General features: G+C 63.4%; 21 protein-coding genes and 1 pseudogene. 13 read left to right on the top strand and 9 right to left on the bottom strand.

Going from position 1 to position 20150, the window contains the following annotated elements:
- Positions 1–33: 33 nt before the first annotated feature.
- Together dapE and NKI73_RS31110 are read left to right on the top strand one after the other, a co-directional pair.
- On the top strand, positions 34–1227 hold the full coding sequence (gene dapE / locus NKI73_RS31115; protein WP_352635592.1) for a succinyl-diaminopimelate desuccinylase: 1194 nt from the start codon (positions 34–36) through the stop codon (positions 1225–1227).
- Positions 1228–1229: 2 nt separating this feature from the next.
- Positions 1230–1862, top strand: coding sequence for a transporter (locus NKI73_RS31110; RefSeq protein ID WP_352635591.1), 633 nt, complete (start codon positions 1230–1232; stop codon positions 1860–1862).
- 40 nt (positions 1863–1902) lie between these two features.
- Here NKI73_RS31110 and truA read toward each other — a convergent pair whose 3' ends face one another.
- The 4 genes from truA to def are packed head-to-tail and all read right to left on the bottom strand — an operon-like array spanning position 1903 to position 4698.
- Positions 1903–2682: a tRNA pseudouridine(38-40) synthase TruA gene (truA, locus tag NKI73_RS31105; protein ID WP_352635589.1), complete on the bottom strand. Its 780-nt coding sequence runs from the start codon at positions 2680–2682 to the stop codon at positions 1903–1905.
- Between the two features lie 23 nt (positions 2683–2705).
- Positions 2706–3212 (bottom strand): GNAT family N-acetyltransferase, encoded by a 507-nt coding sequence (locus NKI73_RS31100; protein ID WP_352635588.1) that lies wholly within the window; start codon positions 3210–3212, stop codon positions 2706–2708.
- Entirely contained in the window at positions 3209–4162 is a 954-nt protein-coding gene (gene fmt, locus NKI73_RS31095) for a methionyl-tRNA formyltransferase (protein ID WP_352635586.1), read from the bottom strand. Before fmt ends, NKI73_RS31100 begins: the two co-directional genes overlap by 4 nt.
- A gap of 5 nt (positions 4163–4167) precedes the next feature.
- Positions 4168–4698 carry a peptide deformylase gene (gene def, locus NKI73_RS31090; protein WP_352635584.1) on the bottom strand — a complete coding sequence of 177 codons (531 nt, stop codon included), beginning with the start codon at positions 4696–4698 and terminating at the stop codon, positions 4168–4170.
- 103 nt (positions 4699–4801) lie between these two features.
- Here def and NKI73_RS31085 point away from each other — a divergent pair, with 103 nt between their 5' ends.
- Positions 4802–6073: a DNA recombination protein RmuC gene (locus tag NKI73_RS31085; RefSeq protein ID WP_352635582.1), complete on the top strand. Its 1272-nt coding sequence runs from the start codon at positions 4802–4804 to the stop codon at positions 6071–6073.
- A 6-nt stretch (positions 6074–6079) separates the two neighbouring features.
- On the opposite strand, the gene NKI73_RS31080 is transcribed toward NKI73_RS31085, so the two are convergent.
- The 3 genes from NKI73_RS31080 to NKI73_RS31070 all read right to left on the bottom strand — a co-directional run bounded on the left by NKI73_RS31080 (position 6080) and on the right by NKI73_RS31070 (position 8609).
- The gene (locus NKI73_RS31080; RefSeq protein ID WP_352635580.1) at positions 6080–6484 is read right to left on the bottom strand and encodes a GFA family protein; all 405 of its coding nucleotides are present in this window, start codon (positions 6482–6484) and stop codon (positions 6080–6082) included.
- Between the two features lie 207 nt (positions 6485–6691).
- The gene (locus NKI73_RS31075) at positions 6692–7657 is read right to left on the bottom strand and encodes a cation diffusion facilitator family transporter (protein ID WP_352635579.1); all 966 of its coding nucleotides are present in this window, start codon (positions 7655–7657) and stop codon (positions 6692–6694) included.
- A 142-nt stretch (positions 7658–7799) separates the two neighbouring features.
- Entirely contained in the window at positions 7800–8609 is an 810-nt protein-coding gene (locus NKI73_RS31070) for a transglutaminase-like domain-containing protein (protein ID WP_352635578.1), read from the bottom strand.
- Between the two features lie 211 nt (positions 8610–8820).
- Here NKI73_RS31070 and NKI73_RS31065 point away from each other — a divergent pair, with 211 nt between their 5' ends.
- Entirely contained in the window at positions 8821–8946 is a 126-nt protein-coding gene (locus tag NKI73_RS31065) for a hypothetical protein (RefSeq protein ID WP_013528464.1), read from the top strand.
- 207 nt (positions 8947–9153) lie between these two features.
- Entirely contained in the window at positions 9154–9468 is a 315-nt protein-coding gene (gene sugE, locus NKI73_RS31060) for a quaternary ammonium compound efflux SMR transporter SugE (RefSeq protein ID WP_352635576.1), read from the top strand.
- A gap of 79 nt (positions 9469–9547) precedes the next feature.
- Here sugE and NKI73_RS31055 read toward each other — a convergent pair whose 3' ends face one another.
- Positions 9548–9976 carry a DUF6481 family protein gene (locus tag NKI73_RS31055; protein WP_352635574.1) on the bottom strand — a complete coding sequence of 143 codons (429 nt, stop codon included), beginning with the start codon at positions 9974–9976 and terminating at the stop codon, positions 9548–9550.
- Positions 9977–10253: 277 nt separating this feature from the next.
- Between NKI73_RS31055 and NKI73_RS31050 the strand changes: the two genes are divergently transcribed.
- The 5 genes and pseudogenes from NKI73_RS31050 (at position 10254) to nadE (ending at position 14641) form a co-directional block, all read left to right on the top strand.
- A complete protein-coding gene (locus tag NKI73_RS31050) occupies positions 10254–11315 on the top strand; it encodes an LLM class flavin-dependent oxidoreductase (RefSeq protein WP_352635572.1) in 1062 nt (353 codons plus the stop codon).
- Positions 11316–11436: 121 nt separating this feature from the next.
- Entirely contained in the window at positions 11437–12606 is a 1170-nt protein-coding gene (locus NKI73_RS31045; protein WP_352635570.1) for an AI-2E family transporter, read from the top strand.
- Between the two features lie 68 nt (positions 12607–12674).
- Positions 12675–13676: an LLM class flavin-dependent oxidoreductase gene (locus tag NKI73_RS31040; RefSeq protein WP_352635568.1), complete on the top strand. Its 1002-nt coding sequence runs from the start codon at positions 12675–12677 to the stop codon at positions 13674–13676.
- Positions 13609–14223: pseudogene (locus NKI73_RS31035) on the top strand (adenine nucleotide alpha hydrolase family protein); the annotation flags it as partial. The gene NKI73_RS31040 and the pseudogene NKI73_RS31035, both read left to right, overlap by 68 nt.
- A gap of 112 nt (positions 14224–14335) precedes the next feature.
- Positions 14336–14641: an NAD(+) synthase gene (gene nadE, locus NKI73_RS31030; RefSeq protein WP_352635566.1), complete on the top strand. Its 306-nt coding sequence runs from the start codon at positions 14336–14338 to the stop codon at positions 14639–14641.
- A gap of 250 nt (positions 14642–14891) precedes the next feature.
- Here nadE and NKI73_RS31020 read toward each other — a convergent pair whose 3' ends face one another.
- The gene (locus NKI73_RS31020; protein ID WP_352635564.1) at positions 14892–15911 is read right to left on the bottom strand and encodes a LacI family DNA-binding transcriptional regulator; all 1020 of its coding nucleotides are present in this window, start codon (positions 15909–15911) and stop codon (positions 14892–14894) included.
- A 220-nt stretch (positions 15912–16131) separates the two neighbouring features.
- On the opposite strand from NKI73_RS31020, the gene NKI73_RS31015 reads away from it, so the two are divergent.
- From NKI73_RS31015 to NKI73_RS31005, 3 genes are read left to right on the top strand one after another with little or no spacing between them, the layout of a single operon-like run.
- Complete coding sequence (locus NKI73_RS31015) at positions 16132–17715, top strand: sugar ABC transporter ATP-binding protein (RefSeq protein ID WP_352635562.1); 1584 nt, start codon at positions 16132–16134, stop codon at positions 17713–17715.
- Entirely contained in the window at positions 17712–19037 is a 1326-nt protein-coding gene (locus NKI73_RS31010) for an ABC transporter permease (RefSeq protein WP_352635560.1), read from the top strand. Before NKI73_RS31015 ends, NKI73_RS31010 begins: the two co-directional genes overlap by 4 nt.
- On the top strand, positions 19024–19992 hold the full coding sequence (locus NKI73_RS31005; RefSeq protein WP_127411071.1) for a substrate-binding domain-containing protein: 969 nt from the start codon (positions 19024–19026) through the stop codon (positions 19990–19992). Before NKI73_RS31010 ends, NKI73_RS31005 begins: the two co-directional genes overlap by 14 nt.
- The last annotated feature ends 158 nt before the right edge of the window (positions 19993–20150 follow it).

The following is a 20150-nucleotide window of genomic DNA, read 5'->3' as shown; positions in this document are numbered from 1 at the left end:
ACAGGCCCTCCGCTTTCGACTATCGCTTTTGTCATGACGCTGCCGACTGATCCCGCCGAGAACCTCGCCGCCCTTATCCGTTGTACTTCGGTGACGCCCGCTGAGGGCGGCGCGCTGACCGCGCTGGAGACGATGCTGAAACCGCTCGGCTTCCTGGTCGATCGGCCGGTGTTTTCCGAAGACGGTACGCCCGATATCGAGAACCTTTATGCGCGACGGTCCGGCAACGGCCCGCATCTGATGTTCGCCGGCCATACCGACGTGGTGCCGGTCGGCGACGAAGCCGCCTGGACGCATCCGCCCTTCGCCGCCGAGATCGCCAATGGCGAGATGTATGGCCGTGGCGCAGTCGACATGAAGGGCGGCATCGCTTGTTTCATCGCCGCCGTGGCGCGCCATGTCGAACAGAATGGTGGTCCGAAAGGCTCGGTCTCGCTGCTGATCACCGGTGACGAGGAAGGGCCGGCCATCAACGGCACCGTCAAGCTGCTCGAATGGGCGGCTTCCAGGGGCGAGAAATGGGATGCCTCTGTTGTCGGCGAGCCGACCAACCCGGACGCGCTTGGCGACATGATCAAGATCGGACGGCGCGGCTCGATGTCCGGCGCCATCACGGTCAACGGCCGCCAGGGCCATGTCGCCTATCCCTTGCTTGCCGACAATCCGGTGCGCGGGCTGATGAGCCTGGTCGACGCCTTGCTGCACCCTGTCTTCGACAAGGGAACCAGGGATTTCCAGCCGACCAATCTGGAGATCACCTCCATCGATGTCGGCAACCCGGCCACCAATGTCATTGCGGCCAAGGCGACCGCGACCTTCAACATCCGCTTCAACGACACCTGGACAGCCGAGACCCTGCAGGCCGAGATCCACAACCGGCTCGACCAGGCGGCCAGGCGCAAGAAGTACCGGCAGGCCAAGAAGACCCCGGTCGACTACGAGCTCGTCTGGCGCGACCGGCCGAGCCATGTCTTCCTGACCCGCGACGACAAACTGATCGAAACGCTCCGCGGCTCGATCAAGTCGGCGATCGGCAAGGAGCCGACGCTGTCGACCTCCGGCGGCACGTCCGACGCGCGTTTTATCAAGGATTATTGCCCGGTGGTCGAGTTCGGGCTGGTCGGCAAGACCATGCACATGGTCGACGAGCGCGTCGCCATTGCCGATCTCGAAACGCTGACGCAAATCTACCAGCGCTTCATCGAAGACTGGTTCGGACAGGGTTGAGCATGCTTTCGGCGGACGAAACCCAAGCTTCGCTGACGGGCGCCTGGCGGCTGATGCTCGGCAAGACCGACGGATTGCGCCTGCTCGATCTATCGGCCGACGGCTTCTGGAATTCCTTTTTCGCCATTGTCGTTGCAGCCCCGGCGCTGATCGTCGGCTGGGTCGGGATCGCCAACGAGATCGGCGACCCCGACGCCTTCGCGGGGCGCTTCAGCATGCTGGTGCGCCTGGCGACGGTCGATATCGGCTCCTGGGTGCTGCCGCTGATCGTTCTGGCCCTGGTCGCGCCGCGTGCCGGCATTGGCGGCCGCTTCGTCCACTATGTCGTCGCCAGCAACTGGGCTTCGGCCATCACCGCCTGGCTGATGCTGCCCTCGGCGCTGATCAGACTCTTCCTGTCGTCCGCGAGCCAGGTTTCGAGCCTTGTGTCGCTGCTGTTGTTTGCCCTGTCGATGGTGCTGACCTGGCGCATGACCAACGCCACAATCGGCAGGGGCGCTGCCGTCGGCACCGCCGTTTTCGTCGGGATGTTCGTCGCCTCGCTGTTGGTGCTGTTCGGCCTGCAGGCGCTGCTCGGCATCACCGTGCCGGACGATGTCGGGGCTCAGAGCCTTTCCGGGTTCGTCTCCGGATAGAGTCTTCCGGCCTCTATCCTGGTTAGAGCCCTTTCGGCCTCTATCCTGGATAGTCGACCTCAGGATGATCGACGCCCGAATAATCGACGCCGATGAGAAACAGCCCGTCGGGTGGCGCCACCTGGCCGCAGGCGGCGCGGTCGTGCGCCTCAAGCGCTGCTTTCAGGTCGGCTGCGGTCCAGCCGCCGTCGCCGACGCGCTTGAGGGAACCGACCATCGAACGCACTTGATTGTGCAGGAAGGAGCGCGCCGAAGCCCGCACCTCGATCACGTCATCTTGCCTGCTCACGTCGAGCCGTTCCAGCGTCCTGATCGGACTGTTGGCCTGGCACTGGGTCGAGCGGAAGGTGGTGAAGTCATGCCGTCCGAGCAGGACCTTTGCCGCCTCATGCATGGCGCCGGCGTCGAGCCGCTTCGGCACCCACCACACCTTGCCCTTGTCGAGCGCGGCCGGCGCCCGGCGGTTGAGGATGCGGTAGAGATAGTGGCGGCCGGTGGCCGAGAAGCGCGCGTCGAAACCGTCGGAGACGACCATCGCCTTCAGGACGACGATGCGTGCGCCGGCCGCCTGCAGATGGGCGTTGACGGCATCGCGCACCTTGTCGCTGGGCCACGCCTTGGCGAGATCGACATGCGCAACCTGGGCGGTCGCATGCACGCCGGCATCGGTGCGGCCGGCGGCGCGCAGCCTGACCGCCTCGCCGCAGAATTTTTCGATCGCCTGCTCGATCGCCTGCTGCACCGACGGCTGGTCCGCCTGGTGCTGCCAGCCGGCAAACAGGCTGCCGTCATATTCGATGTCGAGGCGAAAACGCGGCATGCCGGGTGGCTATACGCTCTCGCCTAGGCGGCGAGAGCGGTGAAGGCCGAGGCGTAGACCAGTCTGCCGGCTTCCGGGGCGTCGCCCCAGGCCAGGGCCTGCAGCGCTTCGCCCTGGTAGTCGCTTTCGAAGTCCTGGGCACGCGTGTGGCTGTAGCCGAAACGCCCGTAATAGGCCGGATCGCCCAGCACTACGGCAAGCGTTTCGCCGCCATCCCTGAGGCGGATATGCGCCTCGCGGATCAGCGCGCCACCGATGCCGCTGCCGTGGAACGAGGGCTCCACCGCCAGCGGCGCCAGCGCCACGGCCGCGAAGCTCTTGCCGCCATTCTGGACGAACAGCCGCGAAAACAGGATGTGGCCGACCACCTGGCCGTCTTCTTCCGCCACCAGTTCGGCAACCGCGTCGCCGCCGGTCACCAGCGCGTCGACCAGCCCGGCCTCCGCCTGCTGACCGAAAGCGTGTTCCTCGACGAGGCGAATGGCCTCGCGATCCCGCGGCGTGGCCGCGCGTATCGACATCATGCTCATGAGAATTTCATTCCTTTTTCGATCTTGGCCCCGCGCAGGAATTCCGACGCGGCAGCGGGCCTTCCGCCCGCCCGTTGAACTTCGACCAGCCTGATCGCGCCTGATCCGCAGGCAACCGTCAGCCGGTCATCGAGAATTCCTCCCGACTCGCCCAAATCTTCCGAAAGCGACAGGCCTTCGGACAGCGTCGAGCGAAGCAGTTTCAGCCGCTCCAGGCGGCCGCCAATTCCTATCTCGGACCAGGCGCCGGGAAAGGGCGACAGGCCGCGTATATGATTGTGGACCTCGCTCGCCGAGCGAGTCCAGTCCACGCGAGTCTCGGATTTATCGATTTTCTTGGCATAGGCCACCCCATCCACAGCTTGTGCGGTAAATGTCAGGGTGTTCCTCTCCAGTCGCGCCAGTGCTTCCACCATCAGGGTTGCACCAACACTCATCAACCGATCATGCAGATCGCCGGCCGTCATATCGGGTTCGATGGCGCATTTTTCAACCAGTCCGACCGGACCGGTGTCCAGACCCTCTTCCATGCGCATCACCATCATGCCGCTTTCGAAGTCGCCGGCCATGATGGCGCGCTGGATCGGTGCGGCGCCGCGCCAGCGCGGCAAGAGCGAGGCATGGCCGTTGATGCAGCCAAGCCGGGTTGCCTCCAGAACGGCCTTAGGCAGCAGCAAGCCGTAGGCGACAACCACGGCGACATCAGCCTGCAAGGCACGGAACGCGGCTTGCTCGGCCTCGCCCTTGAGCGAAGTCGGTGTCCGGATCTCGATGCCCAGCCGCTCGGCCTCGCGCTGCACCGGCGACGGCGTCAGCTCCAGCCCACGCCGTCCAGCGGCGCGCGGCGGCTGGGTGTAGACGGCTGATATCTCATGTCCGGCCTCGGCAATCGCACGCAGCGTCGGCACCGAAAACTCCGGCGTGCCCATGAAGATGACGCGAAGGGGCATTTCCCCTATCCCACCAGCTTGCCCGGCGCCTTGTCCTTGGCGAGCTTCTTGAATTTCTTCACCACCATGTCGCGCTTCAGCTTCGAGATGTGGTCGATGAACAGGACACCATTGAGGTGATCGATCTCGTGCTGCAGGCAGGTCGCCATCAGGCCCTCGGCCTCCAGCTCCTGCAACTTGCCGTCACGGTCGAGATATTTCACCCGCACGGAGGCCGGGCGTTCGACCTCGGCGTAATAATCCGGGATCGACAGGCAGCCTTCCTCGTAGACGGAGCGCACATCGGCGCTCTCCAGGATTTCTGGATTGATGAAGACGTGCGGCGCCGGCGTCTCGTCTTCCTTGGCCAGATCGATAACCAGCATGCGCAGCGGCTCGCCGATCTGGATTGCCGCAAGCCCGATGCCGGGCGCATCATACATGGTCGCCAGCATGTCGTCGGCTAATTTGCGCAAAGGCGCGTCGACACGCTCCACGGGCTTCGAAACCTGGCGCAGGATGGGGTCGGGAAGAATGATGAGCGGCTTGATCGGCATGGCGTTCCACCTAAGACCTCCAGCGAAAAGCGTCAACCGCTGGGCTTGAGGCACGTTCACGTTTTGATCTGTGCTATCGGGGCGAATCGTCTATGCTGTCCACATGAATGATCTGAGCACCATCCTTTCGGAACCTGTCGCCCGGCTTGGCGCCACCACGATCACGCTCGGCCATGCACTGGCCTTCGGCACCTTGCTGTTCCTCGGCCTGTTCGTGGCGCTCGTCATCGCGCTGTGGCGGTCGGCCAAGGCGCGCGCAGTCGCCGCCGCCGAAGCCGCCGACCATGCCCGTGACGCCGAGGCGAGGATGGCCGGCATATTGCAAAGCCAGGCCGAGATGCAGGGCCGCATGGGCGCCATCGCCGAAGTGTTCGGAGCACGGCAGGCGGAGCTGACGCAGTCGATCGGCCAGCGTCTCGACGCCATGACCGGCCGCCTCGGCCAGACCATGACCGAGCAGACCAAATCGACGCATGAAAGTCTGGCCAAATTGCAGGAGCGGCTGGCGATCATCGATGTCGCGCAAGGCAACATCCAGTCGCTCGCCGGCCAGGTCGTGCAGTTGCAGGCGATACTCTCCAACAAGCAGACGCGCGGCGCCTTCGGCCAGTCACGCATGGAGGCGATCGTCGCCGACGGCCTGCCGCACGGCGCCTATGAATTCCAGGCGACGCTGTCGAACGGCAGCCGGCCCGACTGCCTGGTGAAGATGCCGAACGGCGCGCCGTCGCTTGCCATCGACGCCAAGTTTCCGCTGGAAGCCTGGAATGCCATCCGCGCCGCCGACGGCGCCGACCTGCAGAAGGCCGCCTCGCAGGCCTTTCGCCGCGACATCGAGATCCATGTCCGCGATATATCGGAAAAATATCTGATCCAGGGCGAGACGCAGGACACTGCCTTCATGTTCGTGCCGTCGGAATCGGTGTTCGCCGAGATCCATGAGAATTTCGAGGCGATCGTCCACAAGGCGCATCGCGCCCGCGTTGTCATCGTCTCGCCGTCGCTGCTGATGCTGTCGATCCAGGTTATCCAGGCGATACTCAAGGATGCCCGCATGCGCGAACAGGCGCATTTGATCCAGGGCGAGGTCATCCGGCTGATGGAAGACGTTGCGCGTGTCGACGAGCGGGTGCGCAAGCTGCAGGTCCATTTCGGCCAGTCGGCCAAGGACATCGACGACATCCTGGTTTCGACGTCGAAGGTCACCAAGCGCGGCCAGAAGATCGAGGCGCTGGAATTCGGCGCGCAGCCCGACGGCGATGCCGCAGCGGACGCAGCATCACGGGCTCCTGCTGCGAAGGTTGACGCGGGTGCACGCGTTGCTGATTCGAAAACCGGACAGCTCAGGCTGAGGGTCGTCGAAGGCGACGACTAAGCCCCGCTACTGCTCCTCTATGGTGGTCATGCCCTTAAATTCAGGCAGCCAGTGCAGCGCCGAGCGGTGCCATTTCTGCTGTGTCGGAACCAGATCCTCGCGTTGCCGCGCGGTTCCCGTTCGAATTCCGTAGACCTTCGGACCATCTCCGACCGATGTGGCGTAAAGGTGCGAACCGCAGTCGGCGCAAAAGGCCTGGGCGCGCTTGGCGCCGCTCGCCACGATCTTGATGTAGATTTTCGGCGTACCCTTGGTGATGCGGTAGTTGCTTTCGGGCGCCGGAACCGTCACGCGAAAAGCCGTGCCGGTCAGTTGCTGGCAGTCCGTGCAGTGGCAGATATTCGTCTTTTCAGGATCGACCTCCGCCTCATAGGTGATGGCGCCACAATGGCAGCCGCCGTCGATTTTCATCTTCGTTCCTCCAAAGTCTTTCTAATCTTAGCGGGGCAAGACCGTGAGGCAATGGCGCTGCGCTAAGGTGTGTTGATATTCAGGTGATGCCGGCCTCCAAACGGTAGCTTCCTGCGCTTCCGGTGCTCACGTACCCAAAAGTACGCTCCGCTCCGGTTCTCGGAATCCACCGTTTTCGACTCGGCCTGACCTGAATCTCAACGCACCTTAGTCCAGTGCCGGATCGGATGGGGAGTCGATCAGCTTGCGCCGCTTCTCCCAGGTGCCGGTGGTCTGCGGCTTGACGAACAGCCGGATGATCTCCGGCATCTCACTCTTTAGCTTCGCTTCCAATCGCTCCACACAAGCTTCGATCTCCGGCGCCGTCAGATGATCCTCGAACTCGATGCTCAGGCCGGCGACGATCTCTGCCGGCCCCATATGGACAGTCAGAACGCCGTTCGCCCGTTGCACCGCCGGATCCTGCTGGGCGATCGCCAACACCTGTCTCTGCACCTCGGGCGAGGCCGGCTCGCCGATCAGCAAGCCCTTACTTTCGCGGGCCAGGAAAATCGCCGTCGCGCCAAGGATCAGCCCGATGCCGATCGAGGCGGCGCCATCGAGTTCCGGCATTTCCAGCAGTTCCGCCGCCAGGATCCCGGCGAAGGCGACGATCAGGCCGAGAAGTGCCGCACTGTCCTCGAACAGCACGGTGTAGACGCTCGGATCCTTGCTTGACTGCACGGCCCGCAGCCAGCCTTCGTTGCCCTTCTGCTTGCGGAACTCCTTCAGCGCCACCAGCCAGGAGCTGCCTTCGAACAGGAAGGAAAGGCCCAGGACGATATAGTTCACCTTGACGTTGGCGACCGGTTCCGGCGCCATGATGTGGATCACGCCCTCGTAGAACGATACGCCGGCGCCCACGGCAAAGACCAGAAGTGCGACGATGAAGCTCCAGAAATACAGCTCGCGGCCGTGACCGAGCGGATGCGTGCGGTCGGCCGGGCGGGCGGCGCGATGCATGCCGTAGAGCAGCAGGCTGCCATTGCCGGTATCGACCAGCGAGTGCACGCCTTCTGACAGCATCGCCGAGCTGCCGGTGAAGAAGGCTGCCGCGAACTTGGTCAGCGCGATGGCGAGATTGCCGGCCAGTGCCGCGTAGATGACCCTTTTTGAGCCGTCATGCCCAGCCATGGTGTGTTGTCCCCGCTCGAGGCGCCCAGTCTAACGGCCAGACCGCCGAAGCTCCATAGGCAACGCGCGAGTAGCCCGGTCGTTCAAGACGGCGGTTGCTAAAGCGGTCACTGGCCAAAGACCGGCGGGCAGAAGACGGCGATTATTCGACGATCTCTTCGGTCCACACCTTGAAGCCGGCAAGCGTCCCCGGCCCGAAAATATGGGTCAGCGGCACATCGGCGGCGTCACGGCCGGAGGCGATCAGGAAGCGGCCGATGCGCGGCGCATTGTTGCGCGGGTCGAAGACGTGCCAGCGGCCGCCGAGATAGACCTCCATCCAGGCGCAGAAATCCATGCTCGCCCAAGGCTTTGGCATACCGATGTCGCTGATGTAGCCGGTGCAATAGCGCGTCGGGATGTTGAGTGCCCGACAGAAGGCGACGGCGAGATGTGCGTAGTCGCGGCACACGCCGCTCTGTTCGCGATAGGCCTCGGCAGCGGTGCGTGTCGGCCGCGCATGGCCGTAGTTGAAGACGATATGATTATGGACGAAGTCGCAGACCGCCTGAACGCGTGGAATGCCAAGCGGCGTGTTGCCGAACAGCCGCCACGCCTCACCAGCCAGAAGGTCGCTCTCGCAAAACCGGCTGGGCAGCAGGAACAGCAGCGTATCCGCCGGCAGGTCGCGCACCTCGTGCTGCCAGGCCATCAGGTCGCCCATCTCGAAGGTGCCGGGATCGCGGATCACTGCATCCGTGCCGAAAGTGAAACGCCCGGGCGGGGCGACGAACCGGTTGCACCAGTTGCCGAAACTGTCGCGATAGCTCTCGATCGGCACCGGCGGATTGGAGATCAGGAAATCCGGCCGCTCGAGATCGGAGGCGCGGGAATAGTGGACATTCAGCATCGCTATGAGCGGCGTTTCCTGCGGGAAGTCGAAGCTCATCTCGCAGCCGATGTGGATTCGCATTGTCGTCCTGGCGGCCTGCCCGACGATCACCCGGCGACGGCACGGGTTGATGCTGCAGTGCGAAAATGACCATGGCACGGACCGCCATGGTTTACGAGCAAATTAGAAACCGGTTGAAAGCGGCCGGCTGACGGCGGCGACAGGCGCTGGCCTCTTGCAGTCGGGCGTTTCTCTTGTTTCACTTCGCTTCCCGCAATCGGAGGAACGAATCATGGCTAAAGGTGCGATGAAGGCAGGCAAGGAAGCCCGCAAACCGAAGAAGGACGCCAAGAAGCCCGCCCCGGCTCCGGCCCTGAAGGCGCCGCCGGTCAAGGCGATGAAGCTCAAGGACAAGTAAGTCCCGCCCATCCGCTTCGGAACAAGATTACGACCGGCAACGCTGTTGCCGGTCGTTGTTGATCGAGCGCCCGAAATTCCTATATTGGCACGGCGGGGACGACCTCGCGCTTTCCCCGAATCCGGTCGGGACGACCCGCCATTGTTTGATAGAGCATAGGACTCCGAAAACCACTTTTCGGTCCGATGTTCCGATGGAGCGTTGTCGATGTCTTGGATTCTTCTCTTTTTTGCCGGCCTGTTCGAGATCGGCTGGGCAATCGGCCTCAAATACACCGACGGCTTTTCCAAGCTGATCCCGACCGTGCTGACCGTTGCCTCGATGATCGTCAGCCTCACTCTGCTCGGTCTTGCGCTGAAGGCGCTGCCGGTCGGTACCGCCTATGCGGTGTGGACGGGCATCGGCACCGTAGGCACGGCACTGCTCGGCATCTGGCTGCTCGGCGAGCCGGCCACTGCGATCAGGCTAGTCTGCATCGCGCTCATCGTCTGCGGCATCATGGGATTGAAGTTCGCCGCCTGACCATAGCGGCAGACAAACACGTTCAGGGCCGCTGCGAGGCGACCCTGATTCTCGAAGCACATTGCTTCGTAGCTAGAGGCTAGCGGGCGGAGAAGCCCGGAGGCGTTCTGCCGGTACGCTGCTTGCGCGCCGCATAACGCGCGTCGCGCTTGGCCTTGCGTTCTGCTTCGTCGGCCAGAAAACGGGCGATGCGCTCGTTCTCTTCGGATTCCCGAATCTTGGCCTCAGCCTGTGCAGCTTCCTCGGCGGCGATACGCGCCGCCTCGGCTGCTGCCTCGCGCTCGGCCCTCTCGACCGCTTCGCGTGCCAGCTTTTCCTGCTTCAGCCGGGCCTTTTCAGCTTCGCGGATTTCGCGAGCCGCGAGGATCGCCTTGCGTTCGGCCTGCCGCGCCAGCACTGCGGGATCATCCGCCGCCGGCTTTGCCTTGAAGCGCTCGAGAAGCGCCTTCTTTGCCTCGTTTGCGGCGTTGCGCCGCTCGAAAACGTCTTTTTCCCTGTAGATAGCCAAGTCCACTTCCCTGAAGTCAATTCGCGACGCTTACATACGCGCGAAAACCGAGAGTTCAAGCGCCAAAACGGCATGGCAGCCATGAAATTATTGGCTGTTGCAGCCGGGAGACGCCTTGGAGCAATTCCAGGAAAAGTGTGAAGAGGTTTTCCGTCCGGAATTGCGACGAATAGGTAGAGCCGAAACCGACATGCACTGTTCACCGTCCGCCCCTCTGGCGGCGAGGCGGGGCGCTCGCTACCTCTAGCCCGAAAACCCAACACCAGGATGACATGACATGGAACTCGGTCTCTACACTTTCGCCGACGTCAGCCCGCAGCCGGGCCCTGGCGCCATCGGTCCGCATGAGCGGCTGCGCAATCTGATTGAGGAGGTCGAACTGGCCGACCAGGTCGGCCTCGACGTCTTCGGCCTTGGCGAACATCACCGGCCGGATTATGCCGCCTCCGCGCCGGTCGTGGCCCTGGCCGCGGCCGCCGAGCGCTCGAAGCGCATCAAGCTGACCAGCGCGGTCACCGTCCTGTCTTCCGATGATCCGGTGCGTGTCTTCCAGCAATTCGCCACGCTCGACCTCCTGTCGGGCGGCCGCGCCGAGATCATGGCCGGGCGCGGCTCGTTCATCGAATCCTTTCCGCTGTTCGGCTACAACCTCGAGGACTATGACGAGCTGTTCGCCGAAAAGCTCGACCTGCTGCTTGCCATCCGCGATAGCGTGAAGGTTACCTGGTCCGGCAATCTGCGCGCATCGATCAACGATCGCGGCGTTTATCCCCGGCCTTTCCAGGACAGGCTGCCGGTCTGGATCGCGATTGGCGGGACGCCACAGTCTGCCGCCCGCGCTGGCGCCCTCGGCCTGCCGCTGGCGCTCGCCATCATTGGCGGTGAGCCGGCGCGTTTCGCGCCGCTGTTCGATCTTTACCGCGAGGCCGCCAAGCGCGCCGGCAGCGATCCGGCGGGCCTTGCCACCAGTATCAACGTGCACGGCTTCATCGCCGAGACGACCGAGCAGGCAGCCGACGACTTCTACGGTCCGCAGGCGGAGGTGATGAACCGCATCGGCCGCGAGCGCGGCTGGGGTCCGACATCGCGGGCGCATTTCGACCAGTCGCGTGGTCCCAATGGCGCACTGTTCGTCGGCAACCCCGAGCAGGTGGCCGAAAAGATCGTCGCCCAGCACAAGATCTTCGGCAACGACCGCTTCCTGCTGCAGATGGCGATCGGCACCATGCCGCATGCCAAGATCATGAAGGCGATCGAACTCTACGGCACCAGGGTGGCGCCGATCGTGCGCAAGGAAACGGCGAAATCCGCGCTGGCGCTGGCAGCGCCCGTTGCCTGAAGCCAATCGCAAGGCCCACATTTCAGGCCTTGCCTGCAATGCCGGCTAACGGAACCTTGAGCCTGCGGAGACGTTTCGTCAGCGGAATGCACCAATTGCGGTGCACCGCTGAGAGATCGTTATGAAAGCCGAACCCGCCGCTCTGGGCGCAGGTGTTGCCGATGAGCCGGATTCACGGGTCGCGGCTCGTGCCGACACGCGTCTGATGCGTTCGCTCCTCGTCGGCATCTTCCTGTTCATGGCCGTCTATGCGCTTTACTTCGCCCGCGCCTTCTTCATGCCGGTCATCCTGGCTTTCCTGCTGACGCTGACGCTGACGCCGATCGTCCGGCTGCTGCGCAAGCGCGGCATCCCCGAAGTGGTTTCGGCAACCGTGCTGGTGCTGCTGTCGCTTTTCGTTTTCGCCAGTGCCGGCTATTTGCTCAGCGGTCCGGTCATCGAACTCATCAACAACACCTCGTCGATAGGCCAGCGACTCACCGAACGGCTGGCGCAATTGCGGCGTCCGCTCGAGAAGATCATGCAGATTTCGCATCAGATCGAACAGCTGACCGAGACCTCGCAGGAGCCGGGCATTCAGAAGGTTGCGGTGGCGCAGTCCGGCATTCTGTCGGCAGCAGCCAGCAACATCCTGTCGGCGGGAACAAGCCTCACCATAATCTTCGTGCTGTCGCTGTTCCTGCTCGCCTCCGGCACGATGTTCTATGAAAAGATCGTCCAGTCCTTCACCCGTCTCAGCGAAAAGAAGCGGGCGCTGCGCGTCGTCTATGACGTTGAACGGGAAATCTCGCACTATCTGCTCACCGTCACCATCATCAATGCCGGACTCGGCGCCGTCATCGGCCTTGGCCTGTGGGCACTCGGCGTGCCCAACCCGCAAGTCTGGGGCATCACTGCCGCCATGCTCAACTTCCTGCCCTATGTCGGCGCGCTGTTGACCATCATACTTGTCACGATCATGTCGCTGATCAGCTTCGACACCATCTCCTACGCGCTGCTGGCTCCGGCCTTCGTGTTGTTGTGCGATATCGTCGAAGGCCAGTTCGTGACCCCGACCGTGGTCGGCCGCCGCCTCGAGATCAATGCCGTGGCGATCCTGATCGCCATCGCCTTCTGGTCGTGGCTGTGGGGCTTCGTCGGAGCCTTGATGGCGGTGCCGCTGCTGGTCGTCATCAAGGTGTTCTGCGATCATTTCGACGGGCTGAGCCATGTCGGCAATTTTCTCGCCGCACAGCACACGGCTGTCATCGAGGACGAGGACATCGCCGACACCGAAACTGCAAAAGGCTGATCAATATTTTTGAATTTGCGGCGTCATCGGATGCTTCCTACATGCGGTCCTGACACAGGATACCGTTCATGACCGACCTTTCCGTCCTCGACCTGTCGCCGATCATCGAAGGCAGCGATGCCTCGCAGTCGCTGGCCAATTCACTCGATCTTGCCCGTCATGCCGAGCGGCTGGGCTACAAGCGCTTCTGGCTGGCCGAGCATCACAACATGCCGGGCATCGCCAGCGCCGCCACCGCGGTCGTCATCGCCCATGTCGCCGGCGGCACCAAGACCATTCGCGTCGGTGCCGGCGGTATCATGCTGCCCAACCATTCGCCCTTGGTGATTGCCGAGCAGTTCGGCACGCTGGCCGCCTTGCATCGGGGCCGCATCGATCTCGGCATCGGTCGGGCGCCCGGCACTGACATGGGCACGGCCCGAGCCTTGCGCCGCAACCTCGAGGCCGGGGTCGATAATTTTCCGCAGGATGTCGTCGAGTTGATGGGCTATTTCCAGCCGGCCGAGGAAGGCCAGCGCATCCGCGCCGTGCCGGGCGAGGGCCAGAACGTGCCGGTCTGGATCCTCGGCTCCAGCCTCTACGGCGCGCAGCTCGCCGCCATGCTCGGCCTGCCCTACGCCTTCGCCTCGCATTTCGCGCCGGCGGAGCTTGACCACGCGCTGGATGTCTATCGTTCGCGCTTCCAGCCGTCGGAGCAGCTCGACAAACCGCATGTCATGCTCGGCCTCAACGTCTTTGCCGCGCCCACCGACGCCGAGGCACGTTTGTTGTTCACCTCGTTGCAACAGGCTTTCGTCAATCTGCGCACCGGTCGGGCCGGCCGGCTGCCGCCACCTATCGAGAACTATGACCGCGATCTCGATCCGATGGCCAAGACCATGCTCAGCCAGGCATTGTCCTGTGCCGTCGTCGGCTCCCCGGAAACGGTCAGGCAAGGCATCGACGCCTTCGTGCGCCGCACCGGCGCCGACGAGCTGATGGTCACCGCGCAGATATCAGACCATGCGGCGCGGGTGCGGTCGTTCGAGATCCTGGCCGAGGCCCATAAATCACTGTCGCAAGCGGCCTGACAATTTTCTGGACCGCCAAGCGAAGTGCAAGGACCCGAACTTCGTGGCCTACCTGCGCCATGTCTTCGAGGTCACCGGTGAGAGACTCGCCAGGCCGTACCGATCAAATCCGTTCAAGACCCCATCCCGCAAGGAGTGTATCATGCAAGCCGTACAGCGCCAGATTGCTGAACAGCTCAAGGTCCAGCCACCGTTCGCCGACCAGGCCGCCCTCGAAGCCGAAGTGGCGCGGCGGATAGCCTTTATCCAGGATTGCCTGCTGAACTCCGGGCTCAAGACCCTGGTGCTGGGCATCAGTGGCGGCGTCGACTCACTGACTGCCGGCCTGCTGGCCCAGCGCGCCATGCGCGAGCTGCGCGAACGCACCGGCAACCTGGACTACCGCTTTATTGCGGTGCGCCTGCCGTACGAAACCCAGTTGGACGAACACGAAGCCCAGGTTTCGGTGGACTTTATCGCCGCCGACGAGCGCCACACGGTGAACATCGGCCCGGCGGTCAAATCCCTGGCCGGGGAAGTCGCGGCCTTCGAAGGCAAGGCCGCGGTGTCGCGGGACTTCGTCCTCGGCAATACCAAGGCGCGCATGCGCATGGTCGCGCAATACACGCCGGGGCGGCCCATGGCTGGTGATCGGCACCGACCACGCGGCGGAAGCGGTAATGGGTTTCTTCACCAAGTTCGGGGACGGCGCCTGCGACCTGGCGCCGTTGAGCGGGCTGGTGAAGAACCAGGTCCGGGCCATCGCCCGGCACTTCGGCGCGCCGGAGTTCCTGATAGAAAAAATCCCCACCGCCGACCTTGAGGACCTGGCACCGGGCAAGCCTGACGAAGCCTCCCACGGCGTCACCTATGCCGAGATCGACGCCTTCCTGCACGGCGAGCCGGTACGCCAGGAAGCCTTCGATATCATCTGCCGGACGTACGAAAAGACCCATCACAAGCGTGAAATGCCATTTGCGCCATGATTCGGGCATCAGGACCGCGAGGTCGAACTGTTCATTCGCGCCGCTGGCCGGCAGCTTGGCTATGTCGAAGAGCACATGAACGCCTGCCTGGCCGGCATGCTTGTGGTCGAAGAAGCCGGCGGCATGGTCGTGAAGCCGATCCAAAGACGGTGCTGCAGGGCGGGACACTGGTCATCACCGGCGGCAAGGGCGTCTTCCCCAAACTGCACACGCTCTGTTCCGAAGCGTTCAAGCTTTAGGATACGACAAGTCAGGCGCTCACACTCTGCGCCATCGCTCCCAGGGGGCGGCATGAATTGCGGATCATCAGCCGGCCCTTGAGCACCAGCTTGCGTGGTGGCGCGTCCCTGTTGCCGGCCAGACGGTCGAGCAAGAGATTGGCCGCCTGTTCGCCGATCGCCTGCACCGGCTGGGCGACCGTGGTCAGCTGCGGCTGGAACACATCGGACCATGGAAAATCGTCGAAACAAGCGACCGAAATATCCTCCGGGCAGGACAGGCCGATGTCGCGGATCGCCTTCATGGTGCCGATCACCATCGGGTTGTTGGCCGAGAAGATCGCGCTTGGCCGATCATGCGAGGAAAGCATCTGCATGGTGGCGTTGTAGCCGTCGATCTCGTGGAAATTGCCGAAGCGGATCAGCTCCTCCGCGATCGGCAGGCCGGCGGCGTGAAGCGCCTCGCGATATCCCGTCATGCGGTCATGCATCGGCGAAATGTCCGACGTGCCGGTGATGTAGCCAATGCGCCGATGGCCGAGATTGATCAGATAGGTGATGGCGTCGAACACAGCGCGCTGGTTGTCGAGCACCACGGCATCGGTATCGACGCCTTCGCAGAGACGGTCGAGCAGCACGACCGGCACATTGGCGTCGTCGACGATCCGCTTGAGTATAGCGCCGTCGCCGACGCGCGCCACGATCAGCCCGTCGACCATGCGGTCGAGCAGCAGCCTGATCTGGTCGTCCTGGGTGTTCAAATCCTCGTCCGTGCAGCATAGCATGACGGCATAGCCGGCTCGGTCGAAGGCCTGCTGGATGACCGAGACGACATCGGTGAAGAACGGATTGGTGATGTGCGGCACGGTCAGCCCGATGGTGCGGGTCGTGCCCATCTTCAGGCTGCGGGCGATCGCATTGCGCTTGTAGCCGATATCGCGGATCGCCTGTTCGATACGCTGGCTGAGCTCCGGGCTGACCGTCGCCGTGCCGTTGATCAGCGCCGACACGGTGGCGACCGATACCCGCGCCGCCTCTGCCACGTGGAGCATGGTCGGCGCCGTGGATTTTCGCTTCTTAATCCGCTTGAATGCTGCCATTTCGAAACGTTTCGCCGCCCCCCTAGTGCCATACCTACGGAATCTTGCGGTTTTTCGCAAGAATTGAAATGCATCAGTCCAGCATTACCAGATAGCGGCTTGACATGATCGAAACGTTTAGATTAGCGTTTGGATGAGATTTGACGAGGACGGAAGGGAGGCCGCCATTGTCATGGAGCACGCGAGTTCCCTTTCCCCGGAGCACAATGCGGCGGATCGGTCAGAGACCGTTCTGAGCGCTGAGCGCATCTCCAAGAGCTTCGGCGGCATCGCCGCGCTGGTCGATGTCGGCTTTGAGCTGCGGCGCGGCGAGGTCCATGCCCTGATGGGCGAGAACGGCGCCGGCAAATCGACGCTGATGAAGATACTCTCTGGCGTCTACACCGGCTATGAAGGCACGATCAGCGTCGATGGCCGTCCCGTCAGCTTCGCCGGCGTGCGCGACGCCGAGGATGCCGGCATTGCCATCATCCATCAGGAACTTAACCTGGTGCCGGAACTCAGCGTCGCCGACAACATCTTCCTCGGCCGTGAGAAGCTGATTGCCGGGCTGATCGTCGACCGCAAGGCGAGCAGCCGCGCGGCGGGCGCCCTTTTGCAGCGGCTCGGCATCGAACTCGATCCGCAAGCTCGGGTCGGCGCCTTGCGCGTCGGCGAGCAACAGCTGGTCGAGATCGCCAAGGCGCTGTCGATGTCGGCACGTATCCTGATCATGGATGAGCCGACCTCGGCGCTGTCGCCGGCTGAATGCCAGCGGCTGTTCCGCATCATCCGCCAGCTTGCCGACAGCGGTGTCGCCATCGTCTACATCTCGCATCGCATCGACGAGGTCATGCATCTGGCCAGCCGCGTCACCGTGTTTCGCGACGGGCGCCATGTGCTGACCGAGCCGATGGCCGGGCTCGACGAGGATGCGATCATTTCGGCGATGGTCGGCCGCAACCTGCTGGCTTCCTCCGAGGGGGAGCGCGGCCCCAGTGGCAGGATCGTGCTTTCAGTCGAGAACCTGTCGCTGTCGAAACCAGATGCCCACGGCTGGCGCACGGTGATCGACGGCGTCGGCTTCGATCTTGCCGCCGGAGAAATCCTTGGCATTGGCGGGCTGCTGGGCTCGGGCCGCACCGAGATCCTGGAAGCGATCTTTGGCTCGAGCGATGGCCGCACCGGCGGCGAAATTCAAGTCGACGGCAGGCCCGTGGATATCCGCTCGCCGCGCGACGCGAGGCGGCTGGGCATCGCGCTGGTCACCGAGGATCGCAAGACGCAAGGCTTGCATCTGCAGGCCTCGATCACGGACAATGTGGCGCTGCCATTGGTCGGATCGCTGGCGCGCTTCGGCATCCGCTCGCTGGCCGGCGAGCAAGGGCTGGCGCGGCAGGCGGTCAAGGCGCTAGGCATTCGTTGCCAGGACATCGACCAACCCGCCGGCACGCTGTCGGGCGGCAACCAGCAGAAGGTCGTCATCGGCAAATGGCTGGCGACCAGGCCAAGGGTGCTGTTGCTGGACGAGCCGACGCGCGGCATCGATGTCGGCGCCAAGCGCGAGATCTACGACCTCATCTTCCAGTTGGCGCGCGAGGGCCTCGCCATCGCCGTCATCAGCTCCGAACTGCCGGAGCTTCTGCATCTCTCCGACCGCATCCTGGTTATGGCCGATGGCCGCCAGACAGGCATTCTTCCCCGCGATGCGGCAAGCGAGGAGGCCATCATGCGTCTCGCCGCCCCGCGCCGGACCATATCGAGACCAGCCGCATGACCGTCCTGAAACTCTTGTCCCAAACCAAGCTCTATTGGGGCCTGATCGCCATCTTCCTGATCGGCGTGCTGGGCTCGCCGATGAGCTCGAAGGGCAACAATATCTTCCTCTCCTACGGCAATCTGCTCGACGTGTTGCGCCAGGTGTCGACCACCGGCCTGATCGCCACCGGCATGACGGCGGTCATCATCACCGGCGGCATCGATCTCTCCGTCGGCTCGCTGATGGCCATCTGCACGGTGGTCTGCGCCATGCTGCTGACGGTTCCAGGCGTGACGCCGGGCGTCGTGCTGGGCGTGCCGACCGTCGCACTGGTGGCGCTTTGCCTCGGCTTCGTCGTCACCCGCTTCATCTTCCAGAACCTTGCAAAATCCCGTGCCGGTGCCGATGTCGCCCGTGAGATCAGGCTCGACGGTATTCGGGGCCTGGTCACGCCCGCCGTCGTCGGCGTGGTCCTGTGCTGCCTGTCGCTCTGGTACCTGCTGCCGCAGATCGAGCCGAAATTCGGCGTGCTCGGCGTGCTTCTGGTGGCGCCATGCGTCGGGTTGTTGTTCGGCGCGCTCAACGGCTTCATCATCGTTGCCGGACGCCTGCAGCCCTTCATCGTCACGCTGGCGATGATGGTGACGGCGCTCGGTATCGCCCGGCTCACCGCGGGCCAGAACAATGCAGTGCTGCCGGTCTATACCGGCTCGAACGCCACGGCAGATTTTGAGATATTGCGCTCGCTGGTGTTCGGCATCATCCCGATGCCCGGCCTGTTCTTTCTCGGCGCCATCCTGATCTATGGCGCGGTGCTGCGCTTCACGCCGTTCGGCCGCTATGTCTATGCCATCGGCGGCAATGAGGAGGCGGCGCGGCTTTCGGGCATCGCCGCCGGCCGCGTGAAGATCGCCACCTACGCCGTCTCCGGGCTGCTCGCCGGCATCGCCGCTGTGCTCTATGTCGCGCAGTACCGGCAAGGCAAGCCGGATGCCGGCGCCGGGCTGGAGCTTGACGCCATCGCCGCCGTCGTCATCGGCGGCACCAGCCTGATGGGCGGGCGCGGCAGCCTCACCGGCACGTTCTGCGGCGTGCTGATCTTCGGGCTGCTCTCCAACATCCTGCAGCTCCACAACATCAATTCGAACCTTCAGCTGGTGCTGAAGGGGATGATCATCATCGGCACCGTGCTCGTGCAGGAGCGCAATGCCGGTGATCTCCTGGCCTATCTGCGCCTGCCAGGCGGGCAAACGGCGCGCAAGGAAACGGCCGCGGCAAAGCGGCCGTCACAAGAGACATCGTCTCTCAATCTCGGAGGAAACAAAAATGAAACGACGTGACATGCTGAAGCTTGCCGCCGTGACCGCGGCACTGCTGACCACCACCGCACTGCTGACCACCGGCAATGCCTTCGCCCAGGACAAAAAGTGGAAGATTGGCTTCTCGCAGGTGACGACCATCGAGCCCTGGCGTGCGCAGTTCAACAAGGACATCCTGGCCGAAGCCGCCAAGCACCCCGAGGTTGAGCTGATCATCACCGACGGCGAGGACAAGACCGAAAAGCAGGTCGCCGATGTCGAGAACCTGATCCGCCAGGAGGTCGACGCACTGCTGGTGTCGCCGAAGGAATCCGCCGGCTTGACCGGCGTCGTGCAGCAAGCGATCGATGCCAAGATTCCGGTCTTCGTGCTCGACCGCAATGTCGACACCAAGGACTACACCCAGTTCGTCGGCGGCGACAACGCGCTGATCGGCCGCGCGGCCGGTGAATATGCCGTCGAACTGCTTGGCGGTAAGGGCAAGGCAGCCGGCAACGTCGTCGAGATCTGGGGCGGCATGGGCACTCAGCCGGCGCATGATCGCCATGACGGCTTCCATGAGTTCACCGACAAGGAACCGGGCATCAAATATCTGCTCGACCAGCAATCGGGCGACTGGAAGCAGGACCAAGCCTACAATTTGATGGCCAATGCGCTGAAGAGCAACGAGAAGATCGATCTCGTCTATGGCCACAACGACCCGATGGCCTACGGCGCCTATCTCGCCGCCAAGGATGTCGGCCGTGAGAAGGACATCAAGTTCATCGGCATCGACGGTCTGCCCAACGAAGGCGTGCAGATGGTGAACAAGGGCGAACTGACGGCGACCTTCACCTATGTCACCCCCGGCGCCGAAGGCCTGCGGCAGGCGATCAAGTTCCTCAATGGCGAGAAGGTCGAAAAGACCATCACCTTGCCGACCGAGAAGATCACCAAGGAAAACGCCGCCCAGGTGCTGAAGGACAACGGCCTCTGAGCAACAGGCGCGAGGGGTATAATTCAGCGCTGCCCCTCATCCGCCTGCCGGCACCTTCTCCCCGTATAGTGACCTATTGCATTCACACATCTCGGTTGCGTTTTGGGGCGAAGCTCGATTCTATTTGGGCCGGGACGCTGAAGGAGGTTTGAATGACC

Origin of the sequence: Mesorhizobium sp. M0496, assembly GCF_040321205.1 — a bacterium.
GTDB lineage: Bacteria > Pseudomonadota > Alphaproteobacteria > Rhizobiales > Rhizobiaceae > Mesorhizobium.
The sequence above is the reverse complement of the archived record's forward strand: the minus strand, read 5'-3'. Positions and strand labels throughout refer to the sequence as shown.